Origin of the sequence: Synechococcus sp. CBW1006 (assembly GCF_015840525.1) — a bacterium.
In the GTDB taxonomy this organism is placed as follows: domain Bacteria; phylum Cyanobacteriota; class Cyanobacteriia; order PCC-6307; family Cyanobiaceae; genus CBW1002.
On sequence record NZ_CP060396.1, the window covers coordinates 2,435,234 to 2,456,879 of the forward strand.

A 21,646-nucleotide genomic window follows, 5' to 3' on the forward strand; every position below is an offset into this window, starting at 1 on the left:
TTCCCTCCTGAGAGCTGGTGGAGCTCCTCTGGGGTTGACCTCAATCAATCATGATCTGTTCGAAGGTGATTGAATCGGTACGGATCAGGATGCCTAGATCAGTGTCTGATGCTGTCAAGAGCCAGGAGCTTGGGCCAGTGGATTGGAGAATGAGATCGTCGCGCTGGAGATTCAGACCTCTCAGATCCAGGCGATCTTCAGGGGCGAAACCGACGAGCACATCGGGGCGGAGCACAGTAGATTCATTGATTGACTCAATCACAAACCGATCGGCACCATCACCTCCAACCAAGCGGTCGGCACCTCCACCTCCAATCAGGATGTCATCTCCTTCCAGTGATTCCAGTCGGTCATCAGAGCTGCTGCCAGTCAGAACGTCATTATCAGGGCTACCAAGCATCGGCATAGGAGAACGCTCCGCCGAATAGGGTTGTTGGATACCTGTTGGGATAATTCGCACAGAGTTGCCGTCCGTTCCAGCGAACAATGGCAGCATGAGTGCATCAGTTTCGCGTCTGGCGAAGCCATCCACCGTTTCACCATTCGGTGCAACCTCTTCCCACGGAAGATGGATCTGATCAGCATGCATGCTCCATCCCGGCGCAAATCCCGATTCACCGTTTCGGAAACTGAGATCATCTGGATTGCCGCGTTGCAACCTCAGATCCAGGTCACCGCCTGCTTCTGGCAATGACATGTAGTCGGAACTAACTAGGTGAAGATTGTTGTTGATTCTGCCGTAGTGAATTTGGAGTTGAAGCTGGGGAATCAGCAAAGGATGTTCATTGGGGCCAACCCCAGATCCATCTCCGTAGGCGACATGGCTTTTGTGGTCGGGGCTATCCAGGGATTGACCAGTCCAGTATTCCGGAAAAATGATCACTGCCTGCAAAGGTAGATCTCGCCATTCATCGCCAAGGGGGATGTGGTCATAGGAAGCTAATTCGCCGATGTAGTTCCAGAACACCTGGGCCCTCGACTGGCGATTCTGAGGGCGAGCCGAACCAGCGATCATTTTCAGGCCGATAGGCATGTTCACGAGCTCACTGGGTTCGTTCGGCTTCAGGACGCTGTAGTAAGCGATGGATGTTGCCTTAGGAGTGACATAGGTCTGTTCACCGCCAACGCCGTCGGAGCCCTCATCAATCAGACTAGGTGTCCAATAGGTGGAGATGTTATTGATCGGAATTGCCGCTGTGTCGGAAGCATCCATCAGGGATGCCACCGTGGACGACGCGCCGGTTGTTGGATTTGCGAAAAAGTCATGGGCATGCATGAACTTTGTGTTTCCAGGCGCAACAATCGGATCAACTGTCGCCCGGTGGCTGAAGGCGATTGTTGAAACAAATTCACCCTGGTTGAATCCGGTCGCTTCAAAAGCGCTGACTGTGTTGCTGTTGAGTTCGTCTTGTGCATCTGACTCGGGGCTGCGGGGAGCAGGGATGATCCCGTCTGCGTCGAGGTCAATCTGAAAGAGCGCTTCTGTTTCCGGTACTGAAAGCACACCTGGAGCGTCTTCTCCGATGAACAGACCAGAGGGATCGAGAATCCAGCTGAAGTCGCCCCAAGGCCCGCGATCGAGAACGCGGAGCTGTCCGTCTGCATCAACGGCAGCGGAAACAAGTGCGGCATCGCCGCGCTGGAGTGGAATATCCCCCTGCCAGTAAGAATCGTTGCGGCGAATCAGAAGGGGCTGATCAGAAGCGTTCTGCTGGATGAAAGCGAGTCCTGTGGTGTCATCCACAAGCAGGCGTGCTGAGCCGGAATCCGCAACCACACGGAGATCGCGTTCGTCTTGTGCATCTGACTCGGGGCTGGGGGGAGCAGGGATGATCCCGTCTGCGTCGAGGTCAATCTGAAAGAGCGCTTCTGTTTCCGGTACTGAAAGCACACCTGGAGCGTCTTCTCCGATGAACAGACCAGAGGGATCGAGAATCCAGCTGAAGTCGCCCCAAGGCCCGCGATCGAGAACGCGGAGCTGTCCGTCTGCATCAACGGCAGCGGAAACAAGTGCGGCATCGTCGCGCTGGAGTGGAATATCCCCCTGCCAGTAAGAATCGTTGCGGCGAATCAGAAGGGGCTGATCAGAAGCGTTCTGCTGGATGAAAGCGAGTCCTGTGGTGTCATCCACAAGCAGGCGTGCTGAGCCGGAATCCGCAACCACACGGAGATCGCGTTCGTCTTGTGCATCTGACTCGGGGCTGGGGGGAGCAGGGATGATCCCGTCTGCGTCGAGGTCAATCTGAAAGAGCGCTTCTGTTTCCGGTACTGAAAGCACACCTGGAGCGTCTTCTCCGATGAACAGACCAGAGGGATCGAGAATCCAGCTGAAGTCGCCCCAAGGCCCGCGATCGAGAACGCGGAGCTGTCCGTCTGCATCAACGGCAGCGGAAACAAGTGCGGCATCGCCGCGCTGGAGTGGAATATCCCCCTGCCAGTAAGAATCGTTGCGGCGAATCAGAAGGGGCTGATCAGAAGCGTTCTGCTGGATGAAAGCGAGTCCTGTGGTGTCATCCACAAGCAGGCGTGCTGAGCCGGAATCCGCAACCACACGGAGATCGCGTTCGTCTTGTGCATCTGACTCGGGGCTGGGGGGAGCAGGGATGATCCCGTCTGCGTCGAGGTCAATCTGAAAGAGCGCTTCTGTTTCCGGTACTGAAAGCACACCTGGAGCGTCTTCTCCGATGAACAGACCAGAGGGATCGAGAATCCAGCTGAAGTCGCCCCAAGGCCCGCGATCGAGAACGCGGAGCTGTCCGTCTGCATCAACGGCAGCGGAAACAAGTGCGGCATCGTCGCGCTGGAGTGGAATATCCCCCTGCCAGTAAGAATCGTTGCGGCGAATCAGAAGGGGCTGATCAGAAGCGTTCTGCTGGATGAAAGCGAGTCCTGTGGTGTCATCCACAAGCAGGCGTGCTGAGCCGGAATCCGCAACCAGCAGTAACTGGCTCTCAGGTACCACGTCGAGATCAATGTCAAACTTCGCCGCTCCAAGACTGTCACTTCCTCCTTCTTCAAACAAACCCCAATGATTATCGCCACCCTTCCAGGATTCATCACTCAAGTTAAAGTAAAACATGGCATCAAAGCGTGCCAGATCTCCTTGAATATAGTCCCTCGCGCTCTGAAAGTAAGTTTCCATATTCTCAGCATTGGTAACACTTTGGGCACCTCCAACGCTTTGCCACCCGGTCTCACCGAGAATGAGAGGGGTGCTATGCAAGCCAAAGTTATCGAGAGTCTTGCGAAACAAAGCCTCGTCCAACTTCAGCACTTCAAGCTGCCTGCCTGGAGTCCACTCTGGGTTCCAGCGATTATCAAAAAAGCCTGCATAGGAGTGAACGTTAATATAGTCAAGCTTTCTCAACAACTCTTCGCCATTCTGAGCCCAAAAGCTACTGTTACCGCGAAGCGTTTCTCCCGAAAAATTATACGTCAGCGGAATATCGCTGAACTCTCTGAAAAAATTAACGTGTTGAATCACATCGGCAACCGTTAAGCCCGTATTGTTCCAGTCGGCCAGTTGTTCATTCCCTAGGCTGACTCCGATGACCAGGTCAGGGTGGGAGTTGATTGTTTGCAAGGCAGAGACAATCTTCTGCTCCGCATCGCTATCTTTGCGGAGATAAATGCCTGCTTGAACTTTCAGGTTGAGGCCCAGGTCACTGATAGCTTCAAGGATCCGACCCGTGTAGGCATTGGTGTCCCAGGTGCGAATCGTGTCGAATCCGAGTCGAGTGATTTCCTGCAGGGCTGACTCCAGCCGCGCCTGATCATCCCATCGGCCCAAGGAATCCACTGAGAAGCCAATGCCGCTTCTGCCACTCCAGAAACTCTTCTCTGAGGCCGATAGCACTGGTGGCTGAGAGTCGGAGGTACCAGCCAAGATCCTCGAATGGTCGTTCATTGATGAACACAGGATGTACATGCCTCCTCATTGTCCGACTGGAGTCGCACTGAGACATCCATCAAAAGTTGTAGGCCCTGTATCTGAATATTTACGAGTCCCAAGTGCAGGCGATTGCGTTATTTTGATGATAGTGACATTCGCGGCGGGCCGTTATCAGCCAGTCCCCAACTACATAGGCCAGTACGTAAGGCGCGTGTCGCAAGGTGAGCCCTGTTGCTGACATTTAACTTTTGCATCAGATTATACACATGCCGTTTTGCCGTCGCCTCACTGATGCCCAATCGTTCGCTGATCTGGCCGTTCGTGAGACCGTAGACAATTTCGACGAGAACTTCCTCCTCCCGCGTGGTCAAGCTTTCTATTTTTTCGGTTTGAGGATGACAGTCACTACGAAGCAATTGTCGCTGGAGATCAGGATCACAAAAGGCTCCGTCGGTAAAAAGGGTACGGTAGGCATCAAATAGTCGTCCACCTCCTGTCTTCCGGCGTAAAACAATCACTTCACAACCGGCCGTCCACGCTTCTCTGCTCCCTCCTATATGGGGAGAACGCTGGATCAGCATGACGCGTTTCGTAGCATGCTGACGTTTGATTTCTGCTGCAAGTTGAGATCCATCTCCGGATTCGAGATCACTGCAGATAATCAGATGGCTAGGTTGATGCTCCAGAATCAAATCATGAGCTTCTGATGCGCATGTGCACAAAGACACAAGGCGGAGTCCTGGATTGATTCGTTCATAGGCAACAACCATGAAGCCCGGTGAAAGGTCACCAGCCACAATCATCAAACGAGAGTCAACGACAAGGCTGGCAAGCTTGTGCAGACTTTCCCTTGTGGATTCAATTAACGCGCTACCATCCATCAACTATTCAGTGGATTAAATCATCACTGTAAGCCACGTTCCCAGTGAAGCGTCCTATGGTGTGAAGTGACCCAAGGGGATCAGCTGCGATCAGCTGCGGCATGGGTGGAAACCATTCATGGACTGCCCAAGGCCAACATCCGAGCTGGCAATGTGCCGGTGGTCGGGCCTGAACATGACGTCAGCGAGGGGAGAGGAACGCACAATCATCGAGAGAGGCGACCACCTCGCTGACTCCATCTTGAAAAGGGCTGATATCGATCACACCGGTTCTGGCGAAGCTGACCTTCAATGCCTGAAGTTGGGTGGAAGCCGCCTCGGGGGCCAGGACCTTGTCGTCCCTGACCAACGAGCAGACTGTTGCCGCCGCACCGTAGCCAAAACCGCTTGAGAATCCACGACGCCCGAACCAGGCAGCTGAAGACAGCAGAATCGCTCCTCCACCGAGAAGCGCAGCCAGAATCACTAACCAGGTTCGTCCTCCTTGCACCCAGTAGGGAACAAGATAAAGACCATCGTCGGCTGGAGAACGGTCACGGCGGGGGTGGTCTGGCATCAAAGGTGGGTTATTCAAGCCTCGGCATAGGTTCGATTCTGGCTGTCAACTCAATTATTAGACTAAAGTTTTAAGTAATAACTTCATTTTTTAATTTTTTAAGCTATCAAATTTGAAACAGTAAAAATCAAGTCATTGAAGTCATTGTCTCCATTAACAGTTTCCTCAAAGCCAATAGAAAGTGAACTGTCGGAGTTTAACGAGGACAGGCCGACAAATTGACTTGATGTGGGTCCATAAGTTCCGAAAGTATTTCCATTAACTTCGACAACAAAGCCATAATTTTTATTTGTTTCGAGTTCCTCTATAGCGTAAGTTTTTTCACCACGATAGGCAGGAAGCTCGGACGAGTCGAATGTGAGCGTAGCAGTTTCGATGGCTTTACTAAGATAGAAATCTTGATCGGGAAGAAATTGATTCTTCTCTTTATCTGTTATCATGCCGGTTATAGAGTCAGCTTCATAAATGTAAACAGTGGCATCGAGAACGCCCAATCTTTTGATATTTAATTGCCAATTCGCTCCAACTGCCGTTGACTCTGCACCCATAGCCTCTGGGATTGTCTGAACATCCACAACTTCGTACATCCAATCGTTGCTATCTTTGGGGTTATCTGGCGCCCAGGATTGCACAAGTTCACCAACTCCAGGCCCAAGCTGCGGATTAGTAAACCAATTTTTGTCAGTCGGATAATACCAATCATAGGTGTAACCATTACCAGTCCACGGGAATAGGTTTTTCAAAGTATTATTTTCCCACCAATTTTTATACCAATCGCTGAAGCTCAGCGTTGATTGGCCCTTTGCATCAGGATAAACTGTTTTGAGCAATCCTTCGCCTATTTCTGGATTGTAGAACTCGATATCTTTACCTTCAGGGATTGTGAAGGTATATTTACCGTCTTTTTGCTTTGCAAACCCTTCAAGAGCGCCGGATTGGGTATTACTAGACTTTTGAAAGTCTGTATAAAACGGATTATTAGGATCAAAGCCACCTCCTTTAGGGCGAAAGACTGAGCTTTCTGGCACCCATAATGTGGTAACAAATTGAAAATCTAGAAAGCTTGCTCCAGCCACTCCAACAGTATCTGGATAACGACCATAAGGGTCTAGGTTGTTATTGGTTCCATTGACTAAATTCAAGTCATACTGATCAGATTGATCGGTTAAACCTTTCCTTAGGCTACCATTTAAGTAAAAGTATGATGCTGATTGTTGGTTCTCAGCTGTTGAAGTGGGATCATTGATAACTGCAGCGTACCAAGGGAAAGCATTAGCTGCATTTGTAGCTTTAGTTGTATCTCCACCAGGTTTTTGCATCTCATGATTGTACACCTTGCTATAAGAAGGAATACGTTGATTTCTTGAAATCTCATCGATAGCTTTGGGAATAACACGACCATTCTCGTCAATTTCAATGATTGGATGGATGCCACCAATGCCGAACAGAGGATCATATTGATTGAATTGATAGGCAACCTTGATACGCCCCTTTGTGTCTGTTATTGGCTGACTCAGTTCAATTTGTGGATACCCTGATGGATCATTGCTGCTGAGCGTATTAGTAGCAGTAAGAAAATTGGCATTTGAATATTTCAGGTCGCTTGCCCATGATTTACTTAGGGCATCAGATGAAAGCTGAATGACAGTGTTTAAAGATGAAAGCTGAATTTCAACTCCGTTTTCGAAAGTAGCTAGTAAAGTATTGGCACTTGATTCATATGTTTTGGCTTCAATAATTTCGGAGGTGCCTTTTTTCCTGATCTTCAGCGTGTAATCACCAGGGTTAAAAATAGAATTAACAGTATCATAATTGATAGCAATTTGCGAAGTTGATATGGATCGACCCTCGGTTTCAAGCCAATTATCCAATGAAAAATTGGCTTGAGCAATGGAATTCCTGTCTGCGCCACGACTCTCAAAGACAATGGGATTCAAATTATTGACATTATCTATTACATTATCTTTTCCTGGTGATAAGAAAATTTCATATGAACTTTGCCCAGAATCAACCCGTGTAAAAATCAACCCTGAGGGATTATTCAGGGTAATCGAACTTGGATTTGCTTTGAATCCAGAAATCTGATTAGAACTGAAGTAAAAGCTCATGCCTTGGATCAAGGATCAATCTTTATTTTTTTAGCGAATCGAAAATAGCGTTGTCAACGCTTGATCCGAAAGATGTCGAGACTGTGACATTTCTACTCCAGAAGCAGCCACCCTCATGGATGGCCGATAGATAGCTCAGCTTGATCGTCAGAATCACTGTTACCAAGCCTGCTGCAGCAGCTGCACAGCCTGCTCGCGCTGGCTGAACAGCAACACCATGCGCTCGCCATGGCTGTTGAGGTCGGTCTGCTCCCGAAGCAGATCGGTGCTGGCCAGAGGTGGTTGACGGGGGTGCAGCTGGCGAAATCAAACGACGACGTTGTCATCAGATCAGACCGGGAGCTGCTCGATCGCAACCACGATCATCTGCGGTGTGACCGGGATCGTCTCCAGGGCATCCTCGTTGTCCAGATAGGCGTCGAAGGAGGCAAAGCGTTCGATCCGAGGGGCTGCACCTTCGGCGGCACAGGCCTCGATCCAGTCGTTGTCGACGGGCTTCACCGCCACGTAGGCCTGAAGGGCTTCCTGCAGGTCGCCGCCATCGCCGATGCCCTCCCCGTGCCAGATCGCTTCAAAAAATTCAGACATGGCCCGTGGGAAACAGACGACGGTTGCGGTTGGCGATCGCCACCAACGACAGCATGACCGGAACTTCCACCAGCACACCCACCACGGTGGCGAGCGCAGCGCCGGACTGCAGACCGAACAGACTGATGGCCACGGCGACCGCCAGCTCGAAAAAATTCGATGCTCCGATCATCGCTCCAGGCGCAGCAATCGCATGCGGTTGCCTCCAGAGGCGCATCCACTGGGCGCTGATCCAGAAGATCAGATAGGGACTCCTGAAAAAGATTCTCGGCCCATCGGCGCCGGATTCGTCCGTTTGCTTCGCGTTAATCAGGCCGGCAAGCGCGGTGACATCAAGTGGGCCAGATCTCAAAAGGCTGGCTTGCAGATGCCCTCAGGCGCTCTGATCGCTGACCAGGCCATAAGAAAGCTGTAGATCCACCCAAAAAGAACGACAAAAAAGAGGCGCAGCAGCCTCAAGACCTTCTCCGCGCACATCACGACAAAGGCCATCGAGATGGAGGATTCGGCACCAGCTGGTAGACGAGCCTTGATCAGATCCAGCGAATACTTGCGCTTTCCAGAGCCAAAGACGCCTTCCACTTCATTGCGTCGTGCTTGATCAGATCGGAGCTGCTGCTTGTGTGTAGTAGTGACATCAGGATCCTTGGGCGGGCGGCCCAATCGCTTGCCGGAGAGGCGAATGCCGTTCCTCGTGCAGAAATGCCTATTCTTGGCCGTGATGTAAATCCGGTCGGCGCAGATGCGCTCTGGGTATGATCCTGTATCCAGCTTGTATTTTTCCGCCTGAGCGATCAGGTCTTCTCCTTCGTTGTAGGGGTTCCAGCTGATGCGGTGCAAGAACGGAAAGCCGTTTTGTATCCGTTCAGGGGGCGTGACAGCTCGCGGCGAACATCGGCCCTGCTGAACCCTTGACGACAGCTTGATTTCCGGTTGCATCTCAGGTAGAGACCCGCCTGTGATGACCGCACATCCGGCTGGAATTCCAGAAGCCGACTGGCTGGAAACTCCCGCCAGCGTCAGAGCGCTGATCAACGCCCAGCAGCAGGAGATCGAGCTGTTGCGCGGCCAACTCACCTCCTTGGCCACCGAGTTGGCAAACCTGCGTGAGCGGATCGGACGCAGCTCTCGCAACTCATCCAAACCTCCCTCCAGTGATGGTCTGGGTTTTAAGCCGCCAGAACGGCGCAAGGGCAGTGGCCGCAAGCGGGGCGGCCAGCAGGGCCATCCCGGATCCGGACCAGAGCTGCTGTCGATCGAGCGGGTGGATCAGGTGGTGGATCACCACCCTGATGCCTGCCGCCGCTGTGGCACCTTGCTCCAGGGAGAGGATCTCGATCCCCTGCGCCATCAGGTGATCGAGATCCCGCCGATTACCCCGCTGGTGATCGAGCACCGGCTGCATCGCCTGGTCTGCCCCTGCTGTTCCACCAGCACCTGCGCCTCGTTGCCGGCGGATGTGGAGGCCAGTCACTACGGCCCAAGGCTCAGTGCACTGGTGGGCCTGCTGGGCAGTGCCTTTCCGTTGAGTTTCAGCAAGACCCAGGCCCTGCTCCAGCAGCTGGTAGGAGTGGAGATGAGCCGCGGCGCGATTGCACGGGTCCGCCAGCGCTTGAGTGCAGCACTGGAGCAGCCCATGCAGGAGGCCCTTGCTTTTGCCCGCGTGCAGCCGGTGGCCTACGTAGATGAAACTGGCGCCCCCACCGGCAATGCCGACGGCAACAATCCCACTGGAAAGCGGGGCTGGCAGTGGGTCATGGTCACCGCCGTGGTGACGGTATTTGTGCAAGGGCTGAGTCGATCGACGACCGCTGCCATCGAGCTGCTGGGGAACGCCTTTGGCGGGATTGTGGTGAGCGATCGCTTCTCGGCCTACAACCACCTGCCCACCAAGCAGCGCCAGCTGTGCTGGGCGCACCTGATCCGCGACCTGACGGCCATCGCCGAACGCCCGGGCGCCAGCGCTGAATTCGGAGCCCAGCTGCTGGGCCTGCAGCAGCAGCTGTTTGGCCACTGGCACCGCTACAAGGAGGGAAAGATTGACTGGCCCGCCTTGCAGCAAAGCTGCCGGCCGATCCGCCAGACCTTTGAGACCACGCTGCAGCGGGTAGTAGAGCTCGGCTACCAGCGCGGCGAGCGAACGCCTTGGGCCAGCACAGTGCGCACGTGCCAGCAGCTCCAGAAGGTGACAGGTGGGTTGTGGACCTTCCTGGAGAACGAGGGAATAGAGCCCACCAACAACGCCGCAGAACGTGCCCTGCGCCAATCGGTGATTCAGCGCAAGATCAGTCAAGGAGTCCAATCCCGCCAAGGTGCGATCTGCCGGAGCCGCCTGCTCACGGTCACCACTACCCTCAGGCAACAGGGGCGGGATGTCTGGGAGTTCCTGGAGCAGGCCTGGATCGCCCATCACCGCGATGGGGTGATGCCGTCACTGCTGAGCGATCCCTGAAGGCAGAAGAAAGGACAAGGAAGAGTCTCTGATCGCTCAGCGGTGAGCGATCAGGCTTGCATTCGTGCGGTGGGGCGTCCCGACCCCTGAACGCATACGCCGTTTTGAACCGAAACGCTGATCTTGGCACCAAACTCCACCGCAGCACGTGCCTTGCCTCGCACCATTGGGCGGATATGGGTCTGCACAAGATTCACCAGGCGATCTGGAATGCTGTTGGTCCGAGAGTCGAGCAGAAGGCTCTGCTGCCGCTCCAGCTCGCTGCAGGCCAGTAACTTCTGCCACCAATGCCTCTTGAGCTCGGAAAGCCTTGCCCCACAGTCGATCAGAGCGTCAATAGCCTTGAGATTCTGGCGCACATAGCCAAGCTGATGTTTAATGGAAGCCTTCACCTTGCGTCGGCGTGGCCGTTTCTGCTTCGCGACTCTGAGGAAATGAGCACGAGCAAGGCCACGGTCGTAGCGCGGTCGATGTCTCCTGAATCCCGATGACTGACTGCACAGATTATCAATGACTCGCTCGGTCGTTGTGCGAGCCTCGTTGAGGAGCTTGAGGTCTCTGGGATAGGTGATGTCGGCAGGAGTGCAACTGGCATCAATCGTGAGAGTGCCCCAATTCTTTCCTTCTGGCCAGTCAGCAGGCTTGATCAACGCATCAAGTTCTAGCTGAGCGCCTCCTCCACTGGAATCACGATCATCATGGTCGTCATCGTCTGCTGTCTGAGCAAGTGCTTCCAGAAGGATCTCTTTGCCGCGCTGCACCACCAGCTCGTTGATACGGCGCAGATCCTCGTCAGAAAAACGCTTGCGAAAGTGCACCATCATCGAGGCATCAAACGGTGCCTTAGCTGTGTAGCCCGCAAAGCCGAGAAAGAACTGAATATAGGCGTTCTCTCTGATCTGATGGACTGTCTCTTCGTCGGTGAGCCCTAACTTCTGTTTGATGTAGAGAGCACCAAAGGCCATTCTCACTGATTTGGCTGGAGCGCCAATTGTGGCGCTGAATTGAGGGGCATAGGTTTCTTCCAGCTCATCCCATGGGATCAGCCCCTCCAGTTGAACCCAGCGATTCTCGGGATCAAGTGTGCCGCCAAATGGCAGGTGGAACTCCTTGATTGAGATCTGACCGTTATTGTGCCTCCGGTACATATTGAGCGATCAGGAGTAAAGGCAATCACGGATTGCCTGATTCACGGCTACTTTAGCGGTTTCTCATGCTTGAGACCAGCTGCGGCGCAATGGATCTGGATTTTTCAGGAGTCCCCAGATAGGTCTGCAGAATCAGGGGCACGGCGATCAGGGCGATGGCCAGGGGATCCGCCAGGATTGATCCAGCTGCACCATGAACAGCAGCAACACGGTGCCGATGAGGCACACCACAGTGAGCGGTTTCAGGCGTTGTTCCAGCCGCTCAATCCGACCGGGCGAGTTGAGAAACACCCTGGTGAGCCAGCCGGCCGTGAGCGGCACCACCACAAACAAGCCGACAGCGGCAATCAAGGTGTTCCAGGGCACCAGAACCTCACTCACCCCCAGCAGCAGGGCGGCAATCGGTGCGAAGGCGAACACCATGATCAGATCGTTCACCGCCACCTGCACCAGGGTGTAGTTGGCATCTCCGTCGCTGAGACGGCTCCACACAAACACCATCGCCGTGCAGGGAGCCACGCCGAGCAGGATCATGCCGGCCACGTACTGATCCCCGAGCTCGGCAGGGATCCAGGCGGAAAACAAGCCGCGGATGAACAGCCAGGCCAGCGCCGTCATCGTGAGGGGTTTGATCAGCCAGTTCACCACCACCGTGATGAGCAGACCGCGGGGCTGACGGCTGAGACCACCGATCGCGGCGAAATCCACCGCCAGCATCATCGGATAGATCATCCCCCAGATCAGCAGAGCGATCGGCAGGTTGATCCCAGCCACCTCCAGGGAAGCGATCGCCTCCGGCCATGCGGGCACAGCCGCACCGAGGACCACGCCGGCCAGGATCGCCAAGGCCACCCACACACTGAGAAACCGCTCAAAGATGCCCATCAAGCTGCCGGTGGAAGCGTCTCAGTTTGGGTGACGGTCGGCGCTGCAGACCCGGCGCAGCGCTGTTGATCGAGAAAAGACAGATGTTGACGCTCGCTGTAATACAACTGCTGAAAACGCAAGGCATCCACATTCAGCGTTTCGAACATCGACTGAATGCGCTGCTCCATGTCGACCGAGGGCTGGGGGTCCTGCTGTTCCTCTTGAATCAAGGCGGCAATGCAGCGTTCGAGCGTTTCCAGCCGTTGGCCACTCCAGGCCTCAAGCAGATGGCGACAGCGCTTGAGACTTTTCTGGGCCGCGTCCCTTGGCGTGGTGTAAATCCCGAGGCCCGATTGCCCTGGACTGAGGGAGAACAGGGGTGAATGACGGGCTGTCATTCTCGAGGCGCATGTGCACCTCATTATTTCACGATGAATCCAGACGATTGACTTGTCAAGTCTTTCGTCTGGATTGCCGATCGGTTGTGGGCTACACCTGCAATCTTGGTCGTGACGTCTGCGGTGCCGGCCCCCGGGCGGTGATCGCCGCCGCTGCGCCCTGTGGGGGCGCTACGGCGCGATCTCCTGGGGCCTGAGGCTCAGGCCGCTGCTTCTTGCAAGGAAGGCTGCGTGGGCAGCTCCGCCAGTGAGGGGATGGCGGCCATGCTCTCGGCGGAGAACATGCGCCGGCCCTCCAGCTGCCAGTGCTCGTCCTGCTCCAGCAGCACAGCCCCCACCAAGCGGGTGATCGAGGCGTCATTCGGGAAGATGCCAACCACCCGAGTGCGGCGTTTGATCTCCTCATTGAGGCGCTCGAGCAGGTTGGTGCTCCAAGTCTTTTTCCAGTGTTGAGGCGGGAAGTGACGGAAGGCGAGCACGTCTTCCCGGGCGTGCAGCATGAGCTCAGCAGCCTTGGGGAAGCGATCCACCAGTGAGCTGGCCAGATCGTCCCAGCGGGCCTCGATTTCGTCCGTTTTCTCCTGGGCGAACACCGAGCGCAAGGCAGCGGTGACCATGCCTTGGTGGGCCTTGGGCACCCGTTGGAGCAGGTTTCTGGCGAAATGGACCCTGCAGCGCTGCCAGCAGCTGCCCTGCAGCATCCGCCGGATCGCCTTGGTGAGGCCCACGTGCGCGTCGCTGATCACGAGCTTGACCCCAGTGAGGCCGCGCTCCTTGAGCGAGCCAATGAACTCGCTCCAGAAGCTCTCGGTTTCGCTGTCGCCCACCTTGATGCCGAGCAGCTCGCGGCGACCATCGGCATTGACGCCCATGGCCACCACCACAGCCCTGGAGCAGACCTGCATCGCCTTGCCGAGACGCCCGTGGAGATAGGTGGCATCGAGGTACAGGTAGGCGTAGCCGGTGGCCTCAAGGGGGCGGTTCAGGAAGGCCTGCACCTGGATGTCGATGTCAGCGCAGATGCGGCTCACCTGAGATTTGGAGATGCCGCTCTGGACTCCCAGGGCGGCCACCAGGGCGTCGACCTTGCGCGTTGAGATGCCGCCGACATAGGCCTCCATCACCACGCCGTAGAGGGCCTGGTCCACACGGCGGCGCGGCTCCAGGATCGAGGGCAGGTGGCTGCCGGAGCGCAGTTTGGGGATGCGGAGATCGATGTCCCCCACCTGGGTGGCCAGGGTGCGCGGCCGGTAGCCGTTGCGGTAGCCGAGCCGCTCCTCGCTGCGCTCATGGCGCTCTGCGCCGAGCACGGCAGCGACCTCCAGCTCGATCAGCTGCTGCAGGCCGTGGCGCACCAGCTCGGGGATCAGCTCACCGGCGCTGCTGCCATCCAGTAGCGGCGCCAGCTCAATTGCGGCACGATTGGACGTGGGCGTGTGTCACGAGTCAGCAGGTGAAAGCCAAGGCTGATGAAACTGCATCGGGGATGGGAGTGTGGCCTCCCGGGATCGGCCTGCAGGGGCTGGTACCAAACCACCCCGTGCTGCTGCGTTCAAAAGACGTGGTGGTGAGCGACGGGGAAACGGCGGACTGGATCCGTCAGGTGTGCGACGAGAAGGTGAGCGCAAGCGAACCGTTGATGACGCGCCGATATCTATTTCAGACGCTGCCAAAACGGGAGGCGGCCCAAATCTCCTGGATCAGTGTGGACAGAGCCTGTCTATGGACCACACGGCAGCCGGCGTATAGACGGCACGAGCTCATCGCAGGCCCTGATGCGGAACGTGAGAACCTGCCATGGAATGCCAAGGGAACATCCCAAGTGGTCACCACCATGAGGGTCAATACCGATGTCTGTGGCAGGGGCGGAGCAACCCGTAGTAGCGATGATGGGTCTGTAACGGACTCGGAGCCAAGGGGTTGCATCATCCCGTTTGGAGTCTCCCATCAACTGCCTACGGCAGGAGGAATGGGATGACAACAGACAAGCCGCTACCGATTACCAAGGTGATGGTCTGGAAGGCCTATCAACAGGTGAAACGGAACGGACAGGCGGCCGGTGTGGATGGCCAAAGCCTGGACGACTTCAACAAGGATCTGGAGAATAATCTCTACAAACTCTGGAATCGGATGGCATCAGGAAGTTATCTTCCGCCACCAGTTCGGCGTGTGGAGATTCCCAAATCCGGTGGAGGCGTCAGGCCGCTGGGTATCCCGACGGTTGCTGATCGCATCGCACAGATGGTGGTCAAGCAGGTGCTGGAGCCAGAGCTGGAGCTGATCTTTGATCAGGATTCCTACGGCTACAGACCGGGCAAGTCAGCGCATCAGGCAGTAGAGGTCTGCCGTCAGCGCTGCTGGAGGTCCAACTGGGTTCTCGATCTCGACATCAAGGGGTTTTTCGATGCTATCGATCACGACCTGTTGATGCGCGCGATCAAGGCCCATACCTCCGAGCGCTGGGTGGTGCTCTACCTGCAACGATGGCTGCAGGCACCGGTTCTGTTGCCGGATGGCACGCTCCATCCCAGGGACCGGGGCACACCGCAAGGTGGTGTCATCAGTCCACTGCTGGCCAATCTGTTCCTGCACTATGCGTTTGATGTGTGGATGCGCCGGAGCCACCCGGCCATTGCCTTTGAGCGCTATGCAGATGATGTGATCTGTCATTGCCACAGCGAGAAGGAAGCTCGGCGGTTGCTGGAGGCATTGCAGGATCGCTTTGCGTCCTGTGGCCTCCAGCTTCATCCCCAGAAGACCCAGGTGGTCTACTGCAGGGATAGCAACCGCCGGGCACCGTTTGCTGATGTCACGTTCACGTTTCTTGGTTTCGCGTTTCGGCCACGTGTGTCTCGCAATTCTCGCGGAGTCATCTACACAGGCTTTTTGCCGGCAGTGAGTCCGCAGGCTCTCCAGCGTATGCGGGAGAGGATTAGGTCGATAGGGCTTCCATCGCTCGTGTATCTGTCGCTTGAGGAGATCGCTAAAGTGCTGAATCCAGTGATTCGTGGCTGGATTCAGTACTACGGTCGTTTCTATAGGACAGAACTGATCAGGAAGTTGTATCGCTACCTGGATGACAGAATTGCAGCCTGGTTACGGCAGAAGTACAAAAGGCTGCGGGGTCGTCGGCTCCAAAGCTGGCGAGTACTTGCCAGGATCAGGTCTGGACATCGTGATCTGTTCGCGCACTGGCGTCGAGTCAGTGAAGTGGCATGTGGATGATGGGAGCCGTATGACGCGAGAGTGTCACGTACGGTTCTGTGAGCACCTCGGGGGGAAGTTCCCCGGGGTGACTCGACATGGTTCGTCTGGTTGAGGTAGTGCTCAAACCAGGGTCACGGGCCTGCCCACCCCTTGCAACGCTGGCCGCTGAGCGGAACGTCTGAGGTGCGCGCTCAACCCCGGCTACGCCGGGGTTGAGGTCCCCAGGGATTTACACCAACACAGGGGACGCAAGCCTTTTCTGGCGCTCGAGCATGGCAGCGGTGCCTCGCAGCTGCTGCAGAGGATGCTCCAGGCTGAGTCGCTGCAACTCGCCTGGTTCCAGAAGCGGAGTCAGCCTGGTGACCAGAGCACTGTTCTCCAGCAACAACTGATCGGTGAGCAGTCGCGCCAATTCAAGATCGGCCAGCGCATCGCCGGGATCATCGCCCCGACTGATCGCTTCCAGCCGTCCCGCACCCAGGTTGGTTTCCTCCAGTTCACTGATGGCCGCCCAGAGCAGGCGATGGTGCTGAAGGCCGAAATCCTCCAGCTCCCGCTGACGCAGCTCGCGCCGGATCTCCGGCCGATGGGACGGGCAATGGAGATACAGCATCAACAGCTGGGCTTCGCAACGCTCCCGCTGACTCGACTCGCCCGGCTGTTCAAAGCGGGCTGCCCGGCCATGCCAGCGCTGCCCCTTGACCTGCTGACGCAGGTCGTCTTCCAACTGCAAGGCCACCCGGCTCTGACCACCGCTGAGGCGTTCGGCCACCTGCTGCAGGTAGTGGGTGCGCAGTGCGGACTGGGGCAATTTGCCCAGCAGTTGCACCATCCCTGACACCGCCTGCTGGAACTGGTCGGCCCGATCCAGATCACACCCCTCCAGCACCTGCTCGATCTGCCAATCGAGCCAGAGCGGCGCCTGATCCAGGAGGGCGCGGTAGTCGCCGGCGCCATGCTCCTGGAGGAATTCATCCGGATCCTTGCCCGAGGGCAGGTGGAGAACCCGCAATTCGAGCTGCCCCTGAAGGGCCAGCTGCTCCACCTCACCGATCGCCCGGTTGGCGGCACGCACACCGGCCCGATCGGCATCGAAATTGAGGATGATGCGCCTGCTGTCGGTGCAACGGCAGAGCTGGGTGATCTGCTGACCGCTGAGCGCCGTGCCCAGAGACGCCACCGCATTGGTGATGCCGGCAGCGTGAAGGGCGATGACGTCGAAGTATCCCTCCACCACCACAGCGCGATCGGCTTTGCGAATCGCCTTGGCGGCCCGATCCAATCCAAACAGGTGCTTGCCTTTTTCAAACACCTCCGTTTCCGGTGAATTGAGATATTTCGGTTCGCCGCCATCGAGGCTGCGCCCACCGAAACCGATCACCCGGCCCTGGCGGTCGTGGATCGGCACCATCACCCGATGGCGAAAGCGGTCGTAAAAGCCATTCCCCCCCTTGCGCGGCACCACCAGCCCCGCCGCTTCGAGCAGTTCAGGAGCGAGTCCCTCCACCTTCTGGAGATGCTTGAGCAGACCATCCCACGCTTGCGTCCCCTGTGTTGGTGTAAATCCCTGGGGACCTCAACCCCGGCGTAGCCGGGGTTGAGCGCGCACCTCAGACGTTCCGCTCAGCGGCCAGCGTTGCAAGGGGTGGGCAGGCCCGTGACCCTGGTTTGAGCACTACCTCAACCAGACGAACCATGCCCACGTCCAATGGTGCCGCAATTGAGCTGGCGCCGCTACTGGATGGCAGCAGCGCCGGTGAGCTGATCCCCGAGCTGGTGCGCCACGGCCTGCAGCAGCTGATCGAGCTGGAGGTCGCTGCCGTGCTCGGCGCAGAGCGCCATGAGCGCAGCGAGGAGCGGCTCGGCTACCGCAACGGCTACCGGCCGCGCACCCTGGCCACCCAGGTGGGGGACATCGATCTCCGCATCCCCAAACTGCGCTCCGGCAGCCACCTGCCCTCGATCCTGGAGCCGCGCCGCCGTGTGGACCAGGCCCTCTACGGCGTGGTGATGGAGGCCTATGTCGGCGGCATCTCAACGCGCAAGGTCGACGCCCTGGTGGCCGCCCTGGGAGTCCAGAGCGGCATCTCCAAATCTCAGGTGAGCCGCATCTGCGCTGACATCGACATCCAGGTGCAGGCCTTCCTGAACCGCCCCCTTGAGGCCACCGGCTACGCCTACCTGTACCTCGATGCCACCTATCTCCACGGGCGTCTCGGCAAGGCGATGCAGGTCTGCTCCAGGGCTGTGGTGGTGGCCATGGGCGTCAATGCCGATGGTCGCCGCGAGCTGCTCGGCATCAAGGTGGGCGACAGCGAAACCGAGAGCTTCTGGAGCGAGTTCATTGGCTCGCTCAAGGAGCGCGGCCTCACTGGGGTCAAGCTCGTGATCAGCGACGCGCACGTGGGCCTCACCAAGGCGATCCGGCGGATGCTGCAGGGCAGCTGCTGGCAGCGCTGCAGGGTCCATTTCGCCAGAAACCTGCTCCAACGGGTGCCCAAGGCCCACCAAGGCATGGTCACCGCTGCCTTGCGCTCAGTGTTCGCCCAGGAGAAAACGGACGAAATCGAGGCCCGCTGGGACGATCTGGCCAGCTCACTGGTGGATCGCTTCCCCAAGGCTGCTGAGCTCATGCTGCACGCCCGGGAAGACGTGCTCGCCTTCCGTCACTTCCCGCCTCAACACTGGAAAAAGACTTGGAGCACCAACCTGCTCGAGCGCCTCAATGAGGAGATCAAACGCCGCACTCGGGTGGTTGGCATCTTCCCGAATGACGCCTCGATCACCCGCTTGGTGGGGGCTGTGCTGCTGGAGCAGGACGAGCACTGGCAGCTGGAGGGCCGGCGCATGTTCTCCGCCGAGAGCATGGCCGCCATCCCCTCACTGGCGGAGCTGCCCACGCAGCCTTCCTTGCAAGAAGCAGCGGCCTGAGCCTCAGGCCCCAGGAGATCGCGCCGTAGCGCCCCCACAGGGCGCAGCGGCGGCGATCACCGCCCGGGGGCCGGCACCGCAGACGTCACGACCAAGATTGCAGGTGTAGCCCACAACCGATCGGCAATCCAGACGAAAGACTTGACAAGTCAATCGTCTGGATTCATCGTGAAATAACGAGGTGCACATGCGCCTCGAGAATGACAGCCCGTCATTCACCCCTGTTCTCCCTCAGTCCAGGGCAATCGGGCCTCGGGATTTACACCACGCCAAGGGACGCGGCCCCATCCCACTGATCCGGGGCATAGCCGAGACCGAACTGCTCCAGCGTCGCCTCCCGCAGCCCCCGTTTCTCCTTCAGATAGGCGAGGGCCTCAGCGCCGCCGGCGCTTTTCAACTGGCTGCGGAACCAGCCGGCTGCCAAGGTGAGAGCCCGCTGCAACGTCTCACGACGGGACAGTTGCTGCCGCAGGCGCTCCTGCTGGGGGCCCTCGACGGTTTCAACCGGCAGCTGATACTTGCGCGCCAGCTCCAGCACCACGTCACTGAAGCTGCGGCGCTGCAGCTCCATCAGAAACTTGATCGCATTGCCGCCGGCGCCGCAGGAGAAGCAGTAATAGAACTGCTTGGCCGGGGACACCGTCATGGACGGCTTGCTGTCGTCGTGGAAAGGGCAGATCCCCACGAACTCCCTGCCCTTCTTCTTGAGCACCACGTGCTCGCCGACGACGTCGACGATGTCGGCCCGTTCCTTGACGGCGTCAATCGTGCGCGGGTGGAGCCTGGGCATCGCCATCCCCGCATTCTGCGAGACCCGGAGCCGGGTGGCATGGTTGACAGGCGATCAGCGCTGGATGGGGATGGCGAGCCTGCTCAAGGCCCTGCGTGGTCGACAGTCGGATGAGGAATGGCGAGCCTGCGGACTGCTGGTGGCCTGTGCCCTGGCCTTCAGCCTGATGACCGTGTGCGTGAAGCATCTCGGCGGTCGGCTGCCGGTGGCGGAGATCGTGCTGGTGCGTTCCGTGATCAGCCTGGCGATCACCCTCGCCATGCTCCAGCAAGCCCAGATCTCGCCCTGGGGCCACCAACACCCCCTGCTGATGCTCAGGGGGGCCCTGGGCACCGGCGCCCTGCTGCTGTTCTTCGAGGCCCTGGCACGGCTGCCCCTGGCCGCCGCCACCCTGATCCAATACACCTATCCGACCCTCACGGCGCTGACCGCCTGGTTGCTGCTCGGGGAACCCCTCCGCAAGCGCATCGGCCTCGCCGTGCTGCTCGGCTGGCTGGGGGTGACCCTGGTGGTGCAGCCCGAATGGATGGGAGAAACGGTGCGGAACCTACCCGTGCTGGCGGTGCTGATCGGCCTGGGAGGGGCCCTGCTCACCGCCCTCTCCTATGTGAGCGTGCGGCGCCTTTCGGTGCGTGAGCACCCATTGGTGATCGTGTTCTATTTCCCCTTCATCTCGGTGCCTGTGGCCCTGCCACTGCTCTGGGGGCAGGGCGTCTGGCCCACCCTCACCGAATGGTTCTGGCTGATCGGCGTGGGGCTGTTGACCCAACTGGGTCAGGTGTGGCTCACGGAGGGCCTGGCCGCACTACCGGCGGCACGCGCCACGTCCATCAACTACGTGCAGGTGGTCTTTGCCACGCTCTGGGGTGTGTTGTGGTTCGCCGAACCGATCACGGGCACGGTGGTGATCGGGGCCGGCTGCGTGCTCGCCGCCACCCTGATCAGCCTGAGCGCGAGGAAGTCCCGGTCTGTTCAGGACGGATCAAGCGGCAAGGGATAGGTGACCCATTCCAGTGTGAGTCCGTCGGAGGATCCCAATGGCTGGGCCAGCCCCCAGCTCTCGCCCCGTTCCCTCCGCTCCAGGAACAGCTCGAAGGGGCTGTCGACCCGCACCCGACCACCGGGCAATCGCCAGTCGAAACGGGGAAAACCCAGACAAGCCCACAGAGATGGTGATTGGGACATGGGAAGACAACAGGGCGATGAAGCCGATGGGTAGGCCTGGTTCACCAGTGCCACCGTTTGGGCCTCCTGCTCGCCAACTACTTAGCCTCCGGCGATGCCCTGCAGAACCTTGAGCAGCGCGAAGAGGTGCAGCGGGTCACTGGGCGATGGCCGGAAGCCGAAGTGCTCGTAGAAGCTTCGGGCGCCTTCATCAATGGCATGCACCGCCAAGACGCGGATGCCGGCGATCGCGGATGCCGCCAGCAGGCGACTGTTCCGCAACACCCCCTCCAGCACGCTGGGCTTCTGCAAAAACCGCGCCAGCCGCGGATTCCGCTGGGGTGGAGCATCCAGGGCAGCCACGAATGCCTCCCACTGCTCCCGATTGAGCTGGAAGCTTTGCCTGTCGGCCAAGGTTTCAGCCGCATTGGCTAGTGTGCCGTCCCGGAGATTTGCGAGCAAAGTCGCTGGAGCTTCTCCAGGATTGAATCCGCCGGGGCCTGACGCCTGCCCACCGATAGCGCTACTCAATCGTTGCGGGCTTCATGGCCGCTGGCGATCATCCGGCGAGAGCCCCGCCGTACGGCCCTGCTGCCGCGTTTCGCCAGCGGCAACGCCTCGATACCCACGGTGGTGCTTGATGCCCACGTCAAGCCCAGGTGTC

The 21,646-nt window shown here is 57.9% G+C and carries 16 protein-coding genes and 4 pseudogenes; 4 read left to right on the forward strand and 16 right to left on the reverse strand.

Annotated elements, in window-relative coordinates; all coding sequences use genetic code 11:
* Positions 1-40: 40 nt before the first annotated feature.
* The 7 genes and pseudogenes from H8F26_RS11740 to H8F26_RS11770 form a co-directional block, all read right to left on the reverse strand.
* Positions 41-3,928 carry a DUF1996 domain-containing protein gene (locus tag H8F26_RS11740; protein ID WP_197154065.1) on the reverse strand — a complete coding sequence of 1,296 codons (3,888 nt, stop codon included), beginning with the start codon at positions 3,926-3,928 and terminating at the stop codon, positions 41-43.
* A 98-nt stretch (positions 3,929-4,026) separates the two neighbouring features.
* Entirely contained in the window at positions 4,027-4,773 is a 747-nt protein-coding gene (locus tag H8F26_RS11745) for a response regulator transcription factor (RefSeq protein WP_197154066.1), read from the reverse strand.
* A gap of 181 nt (positions 4,774-4,954) precedes the next feature.
* A complete protein-coding gene (locus H8F26_RS11750; protein ID WP_197159175.1) occupies positions 4,955-5,329 on the reverse strand; it encodes a hypothetical protein in 375 nt (124 codons plus the stop codon).
* A 98-nt stretch (positions 5,330-5,427) separates the two neighbouring features.
* Complete coding sequence (locus H8F26_RS11755) at positions 5,428-7,437, reverse strand: hypothetical protein (RefSeq protein WP_197154067.1); 2,010 nt, start codon at positions 7,435-7,437, stop codon at positions 5,428-5,430.
* Between the two features lie 330 nt (positions 7,438-7,767).
* Positions 7,768-8,025: a hypothetical protein gene (locus tag H8F26_RS11760; protein WP_197154068.1), complete on the reverse strand. Its 258-nt coding sequence runs from the start codon at positions 8,023-8,025 to the stop codon at positions 7,768-7,770.
* Positions 8,018-8,272, reverse strand: a pseudogene (locus H8F26_RS11765) (arsenic resistance protein); the annotation flags it as partial. The gene H8F26_RS11760 and the pseudogene H8F26_RS11765, both read right to left, overlap by 8 nt.
* 101 nt (positions 8,273-8,373) lie before the next feature.
* Positions 8,374-8,865 carry a transposase gene (locus H8F26_RS11770; protein ID WP_197154069.1) on the reverse strand — a complete coding sequence of 164 codons (492 nt, stop codon included), beginning with the start codon at positions 8,863-8,865 and terminating at the stop codon, positions 8,374-8,376.
* A gap of 121 nt (positions 8,866-8,986) precedes the next feature.
* Here H8F26_RS11770 and H8F26_RS11775 point away from each other — a divergent pair, with 121 nt between their 5' ends.
* A complete protein-coding gene (locus tag H8F26_RS11775) occupies positions 8,987-10,477 on the forward strand; it encodes an IS66 family transposase (protein ID WP_197153750.1) in 1,491 nt (496 codons plus the stop codon).
* A 50-nt stretch (positions 10,478-10,527) separates the two neighbouring features.
* Here H8F26_RS11775 and H8F26_RS11780 read toward each other — a convergent pair whose 3' ends face one another.
* From H8F26_RS11780 to H8F26_RS11795, 4 genes and pseudogenes are all read right to left on the reverse strand, one after another.
* Positions 10,528-11,625 (reverse strand): transposase, encoded by a 1,098-nt coding sequence (locus H8F26_RS11780; protein ID WP_197154070.1) that lies wholly within the window; start codon positions 11,623-11,625, stop codon positions 10,528-10,530.
* Between the two features lie 147 nt (positions 11,626-11,772).
* Positions 11,773-12,510, reverse strand: a complete 738-nt coding sequence (locus tag H8F26_RS11785; protein ID WP_231605161.1) for an arsenic resistance protein — start codon at positions 12,508-12,510, stop codon at positions 11,773-11,775.
* Positions 12,510-12,806, reverse strand: a pseudogene (locus H8F26_RS11790) (DNA primase); the annotation flags it as partial. The gene H8F26_RS11785 and the pseudogene H8F26_RS11790, both read right to left, overlap by 1 nt.
* Before the next feature lie 284 nt (positions 12,807-13,090).
* Positions 13,091-14,302 carry an IS256 family transposase gene (locus H8F26_RS11795; RefSeq protein ID WP_197158927.1) on the reverse strand — a complete coding sequence of 404 codons (1,212 nt, stop codon included), beginning with the start codon at positions 14,300-14,302 and terminating at the stop codon, positions 13,091-13,093.
* 562 nt (positions 14,303-14,864) lie between these two features.
* Here H8F26_RS11795 and ltrA point away from each other — a divergent pair.
* Positions 14,865-16,115 carry a group II intron reverse transcriptase/maturase gene (gene ltrA, locus H8F26_RS11800; RefSeq protein ID WP_231597922.1) on the forward strand — a complete coding sequence of 417 codons (1,251 nt, stop codon included), beginning with the start codon at positions 14,865-14,867 and terminating at the stop codon, positions 16,113-16,115.
* A 232-nt stretch (positions 16,116-16,347) separates the two neighbouring features.
* On the opposite strand, the pseudogene H8F26_RS11805 reads toward ltrA, so the two are convergent.
* A pseudogene (locus tag H8F26_RS11805) lies at positions 16,348-17,634 on the reverse strand (DNA primase); the annotation flags it as partial.
* Between the two features lie 158 nt (positions 17,635-17,792).
* On the opposite strand from H8F26_RS11805, the gene H8F26_RS11810 reads away from it, so the two are divergent.
* Positions 17,793-19,028: an IS256 family transposase gene (locus tag H8F26_RS11810; RefSeq protein WP_197154071.1), complete on the forward strand. Its 1,236-nt coding sequence runs from the start codon at positions 17,793-17,795 to the stop codon at positions 19,026-19,028.
* A 283-nt stretch (positions 19,029-19,311) separates the two neighbouring features.
* On the opposite strand, the pseudogene H8F26_RS11815 reads toward H8F26_RS11810, so the two are convergent.
* Positions 19,312-19,824 (reverse strand): annotated as a pseudogene (locus H8F26_RS11815) (CHC2 zinc finger domain-containing protein); the annotation flags it as partial.
* A 64-nt stretch (positions 19,825-19,888) separates the two neighbouring features.
* On the opposite strand from H8F26_RS11815, the gene H8F26_RS11820 reads away from it, so the two are divergent.
* Positions 19,889-20,818, forward strand: a complete 930-nt coding sequence (locus H8F26_RS11820; RefSeq protein WP_197154072.1) for a DMT family transporter — start codon at positions 19,889-19,891, stop codon at positions 20,816-20,818.
* Here the strand turns inward: H8F26_RS11820 and H8F26_RS11825 are convergent.
* The 3 genes from H8F26_RS11825 to H8F26_RS19910 form a co-directional block, all read right to left on the reverse strand.
* The gene (locus H8F26_RS11825) at positions 20,791-21,003 is read right to left on the reverse strand and encodes a hypothetical protein (protein ID WP_197159365.1); all 213 of its coding nucleotides are present in this window, start codon (positions 21,001-21,003) and stop codon (positions 20,791-20,793) included. The two genes, H8F26_RS11820 and H8F26_RS11825, sit on opposite strands and share 28 nt — an antisense overlap.
* 81 nt (positions 21,004-21,084) lie before the next feature.
* Entirely contained in the window at positions 21,085-21,396 is a 312-nt protein-coding gene (locus H8F26_RS11830) for a DUF1778 domain-containing protein (protein WP_197154079.1), read from the reverse strand.
* Between the two features lie 113 nt (positions 21,397-21,509).
* A complete protein-coding gene (locus tag H8F26_RS19910) occupies positions 21,510-21,635 on the reverse strand; it encodes a hypothetical protein (RefSeq protein WP_255518568.1) in 126 nt (41 codons plus the stop codon).
* Between the last annotated feature and the right edge of the window lie 11 nt (positions 21,636-21,646).

Bases quoted from the DNA above. Each gene is read 5' to 3' on its own strand.
- H8F26_RS11740 (WP_197154065.1), bottom strand. From the start codon at position 3,928: ATGTACATCCTGTGTTCATCAATGAACGACCATTCGAGGATCTTGGCT.
- H8F26_RS11745 (WP_197154066.1), bottom strand. From the start codon at position 4,773: ATGGATGGTAGCGCGTTAATTGAATCCACAAGGGAAAGTCTGCACAAG.
- H8F26_RS11750 (WP_197159175.1), bottom strand. From the start codon at position 5,329: ATGCCAGACCACCCCCGCCGTGACCGTTCTCCAGCCGACGATGGTCTT.
- H8F26_RS11755 (WP_197154067.1), bottom strand. From the start codon at position 7,437: ATGAGCTTTTACTTCAGTTCTAATCAGATTTCTGGATTCAAAGCAAAT.
- H8F26_RS11760 (WP_197154068.1), bottom strand. From the start codon at position 8,025: ATGTCTGAATTTTTTGAAGCGATCTGGCACGGGGAGGGCATCGGCGAT.
- H8F26_RS11775 (WP_197153750.1), top strand. From the start codon at position 8,987: ATGACCGCACATCCGGCTGGAATTCCAGAAGCCGACTGGCTGGAAACT.
- H8F26_RS11780 (WP_197154070.1), bottom strand. From the start codon at position 11,625: ATGTACCGGAGGCACAATAACGGTCAGATCTCAATCAAGGAGTTCCAC.
- H8F26_RS11785 (WP_231605161.1), bottom strand. From the start codon at position 12,510: ATGGGCATCTTTGAGCGGTTTCTCAGTGTGTGGGTGGCCTTGGCGATC.
- ltrA (WP_231597922.1), top strand. From the start codon at position 14,865: ATGACAACAGACAAGCCGCTACCGATTACCAAGGTGATGGTCTGGAAG.
- H8F26_RS11810 (WP_197154071.1), top strand. From the start codon at position 17,793: ATGCCCACGTCCAATGGTGCCGCAATTGAGCTGGCGCCGCTACTGGAT.
- H8F26_RS11820 (WP_197154072.1), top strand. From the start codon at position 19,889: ATGGCGAGCCTGCTCAAGGCCCTGCGTGGTCGACAGTCGGATGAGGAA.
- H8F26_RS11825 (WP_197159365.1), bottom strand. From the start codon at position 21,003: ATGTCCCAATCACCATCTCTGTGGGCTTGTCTGGGTTTTCCCCGTTTC.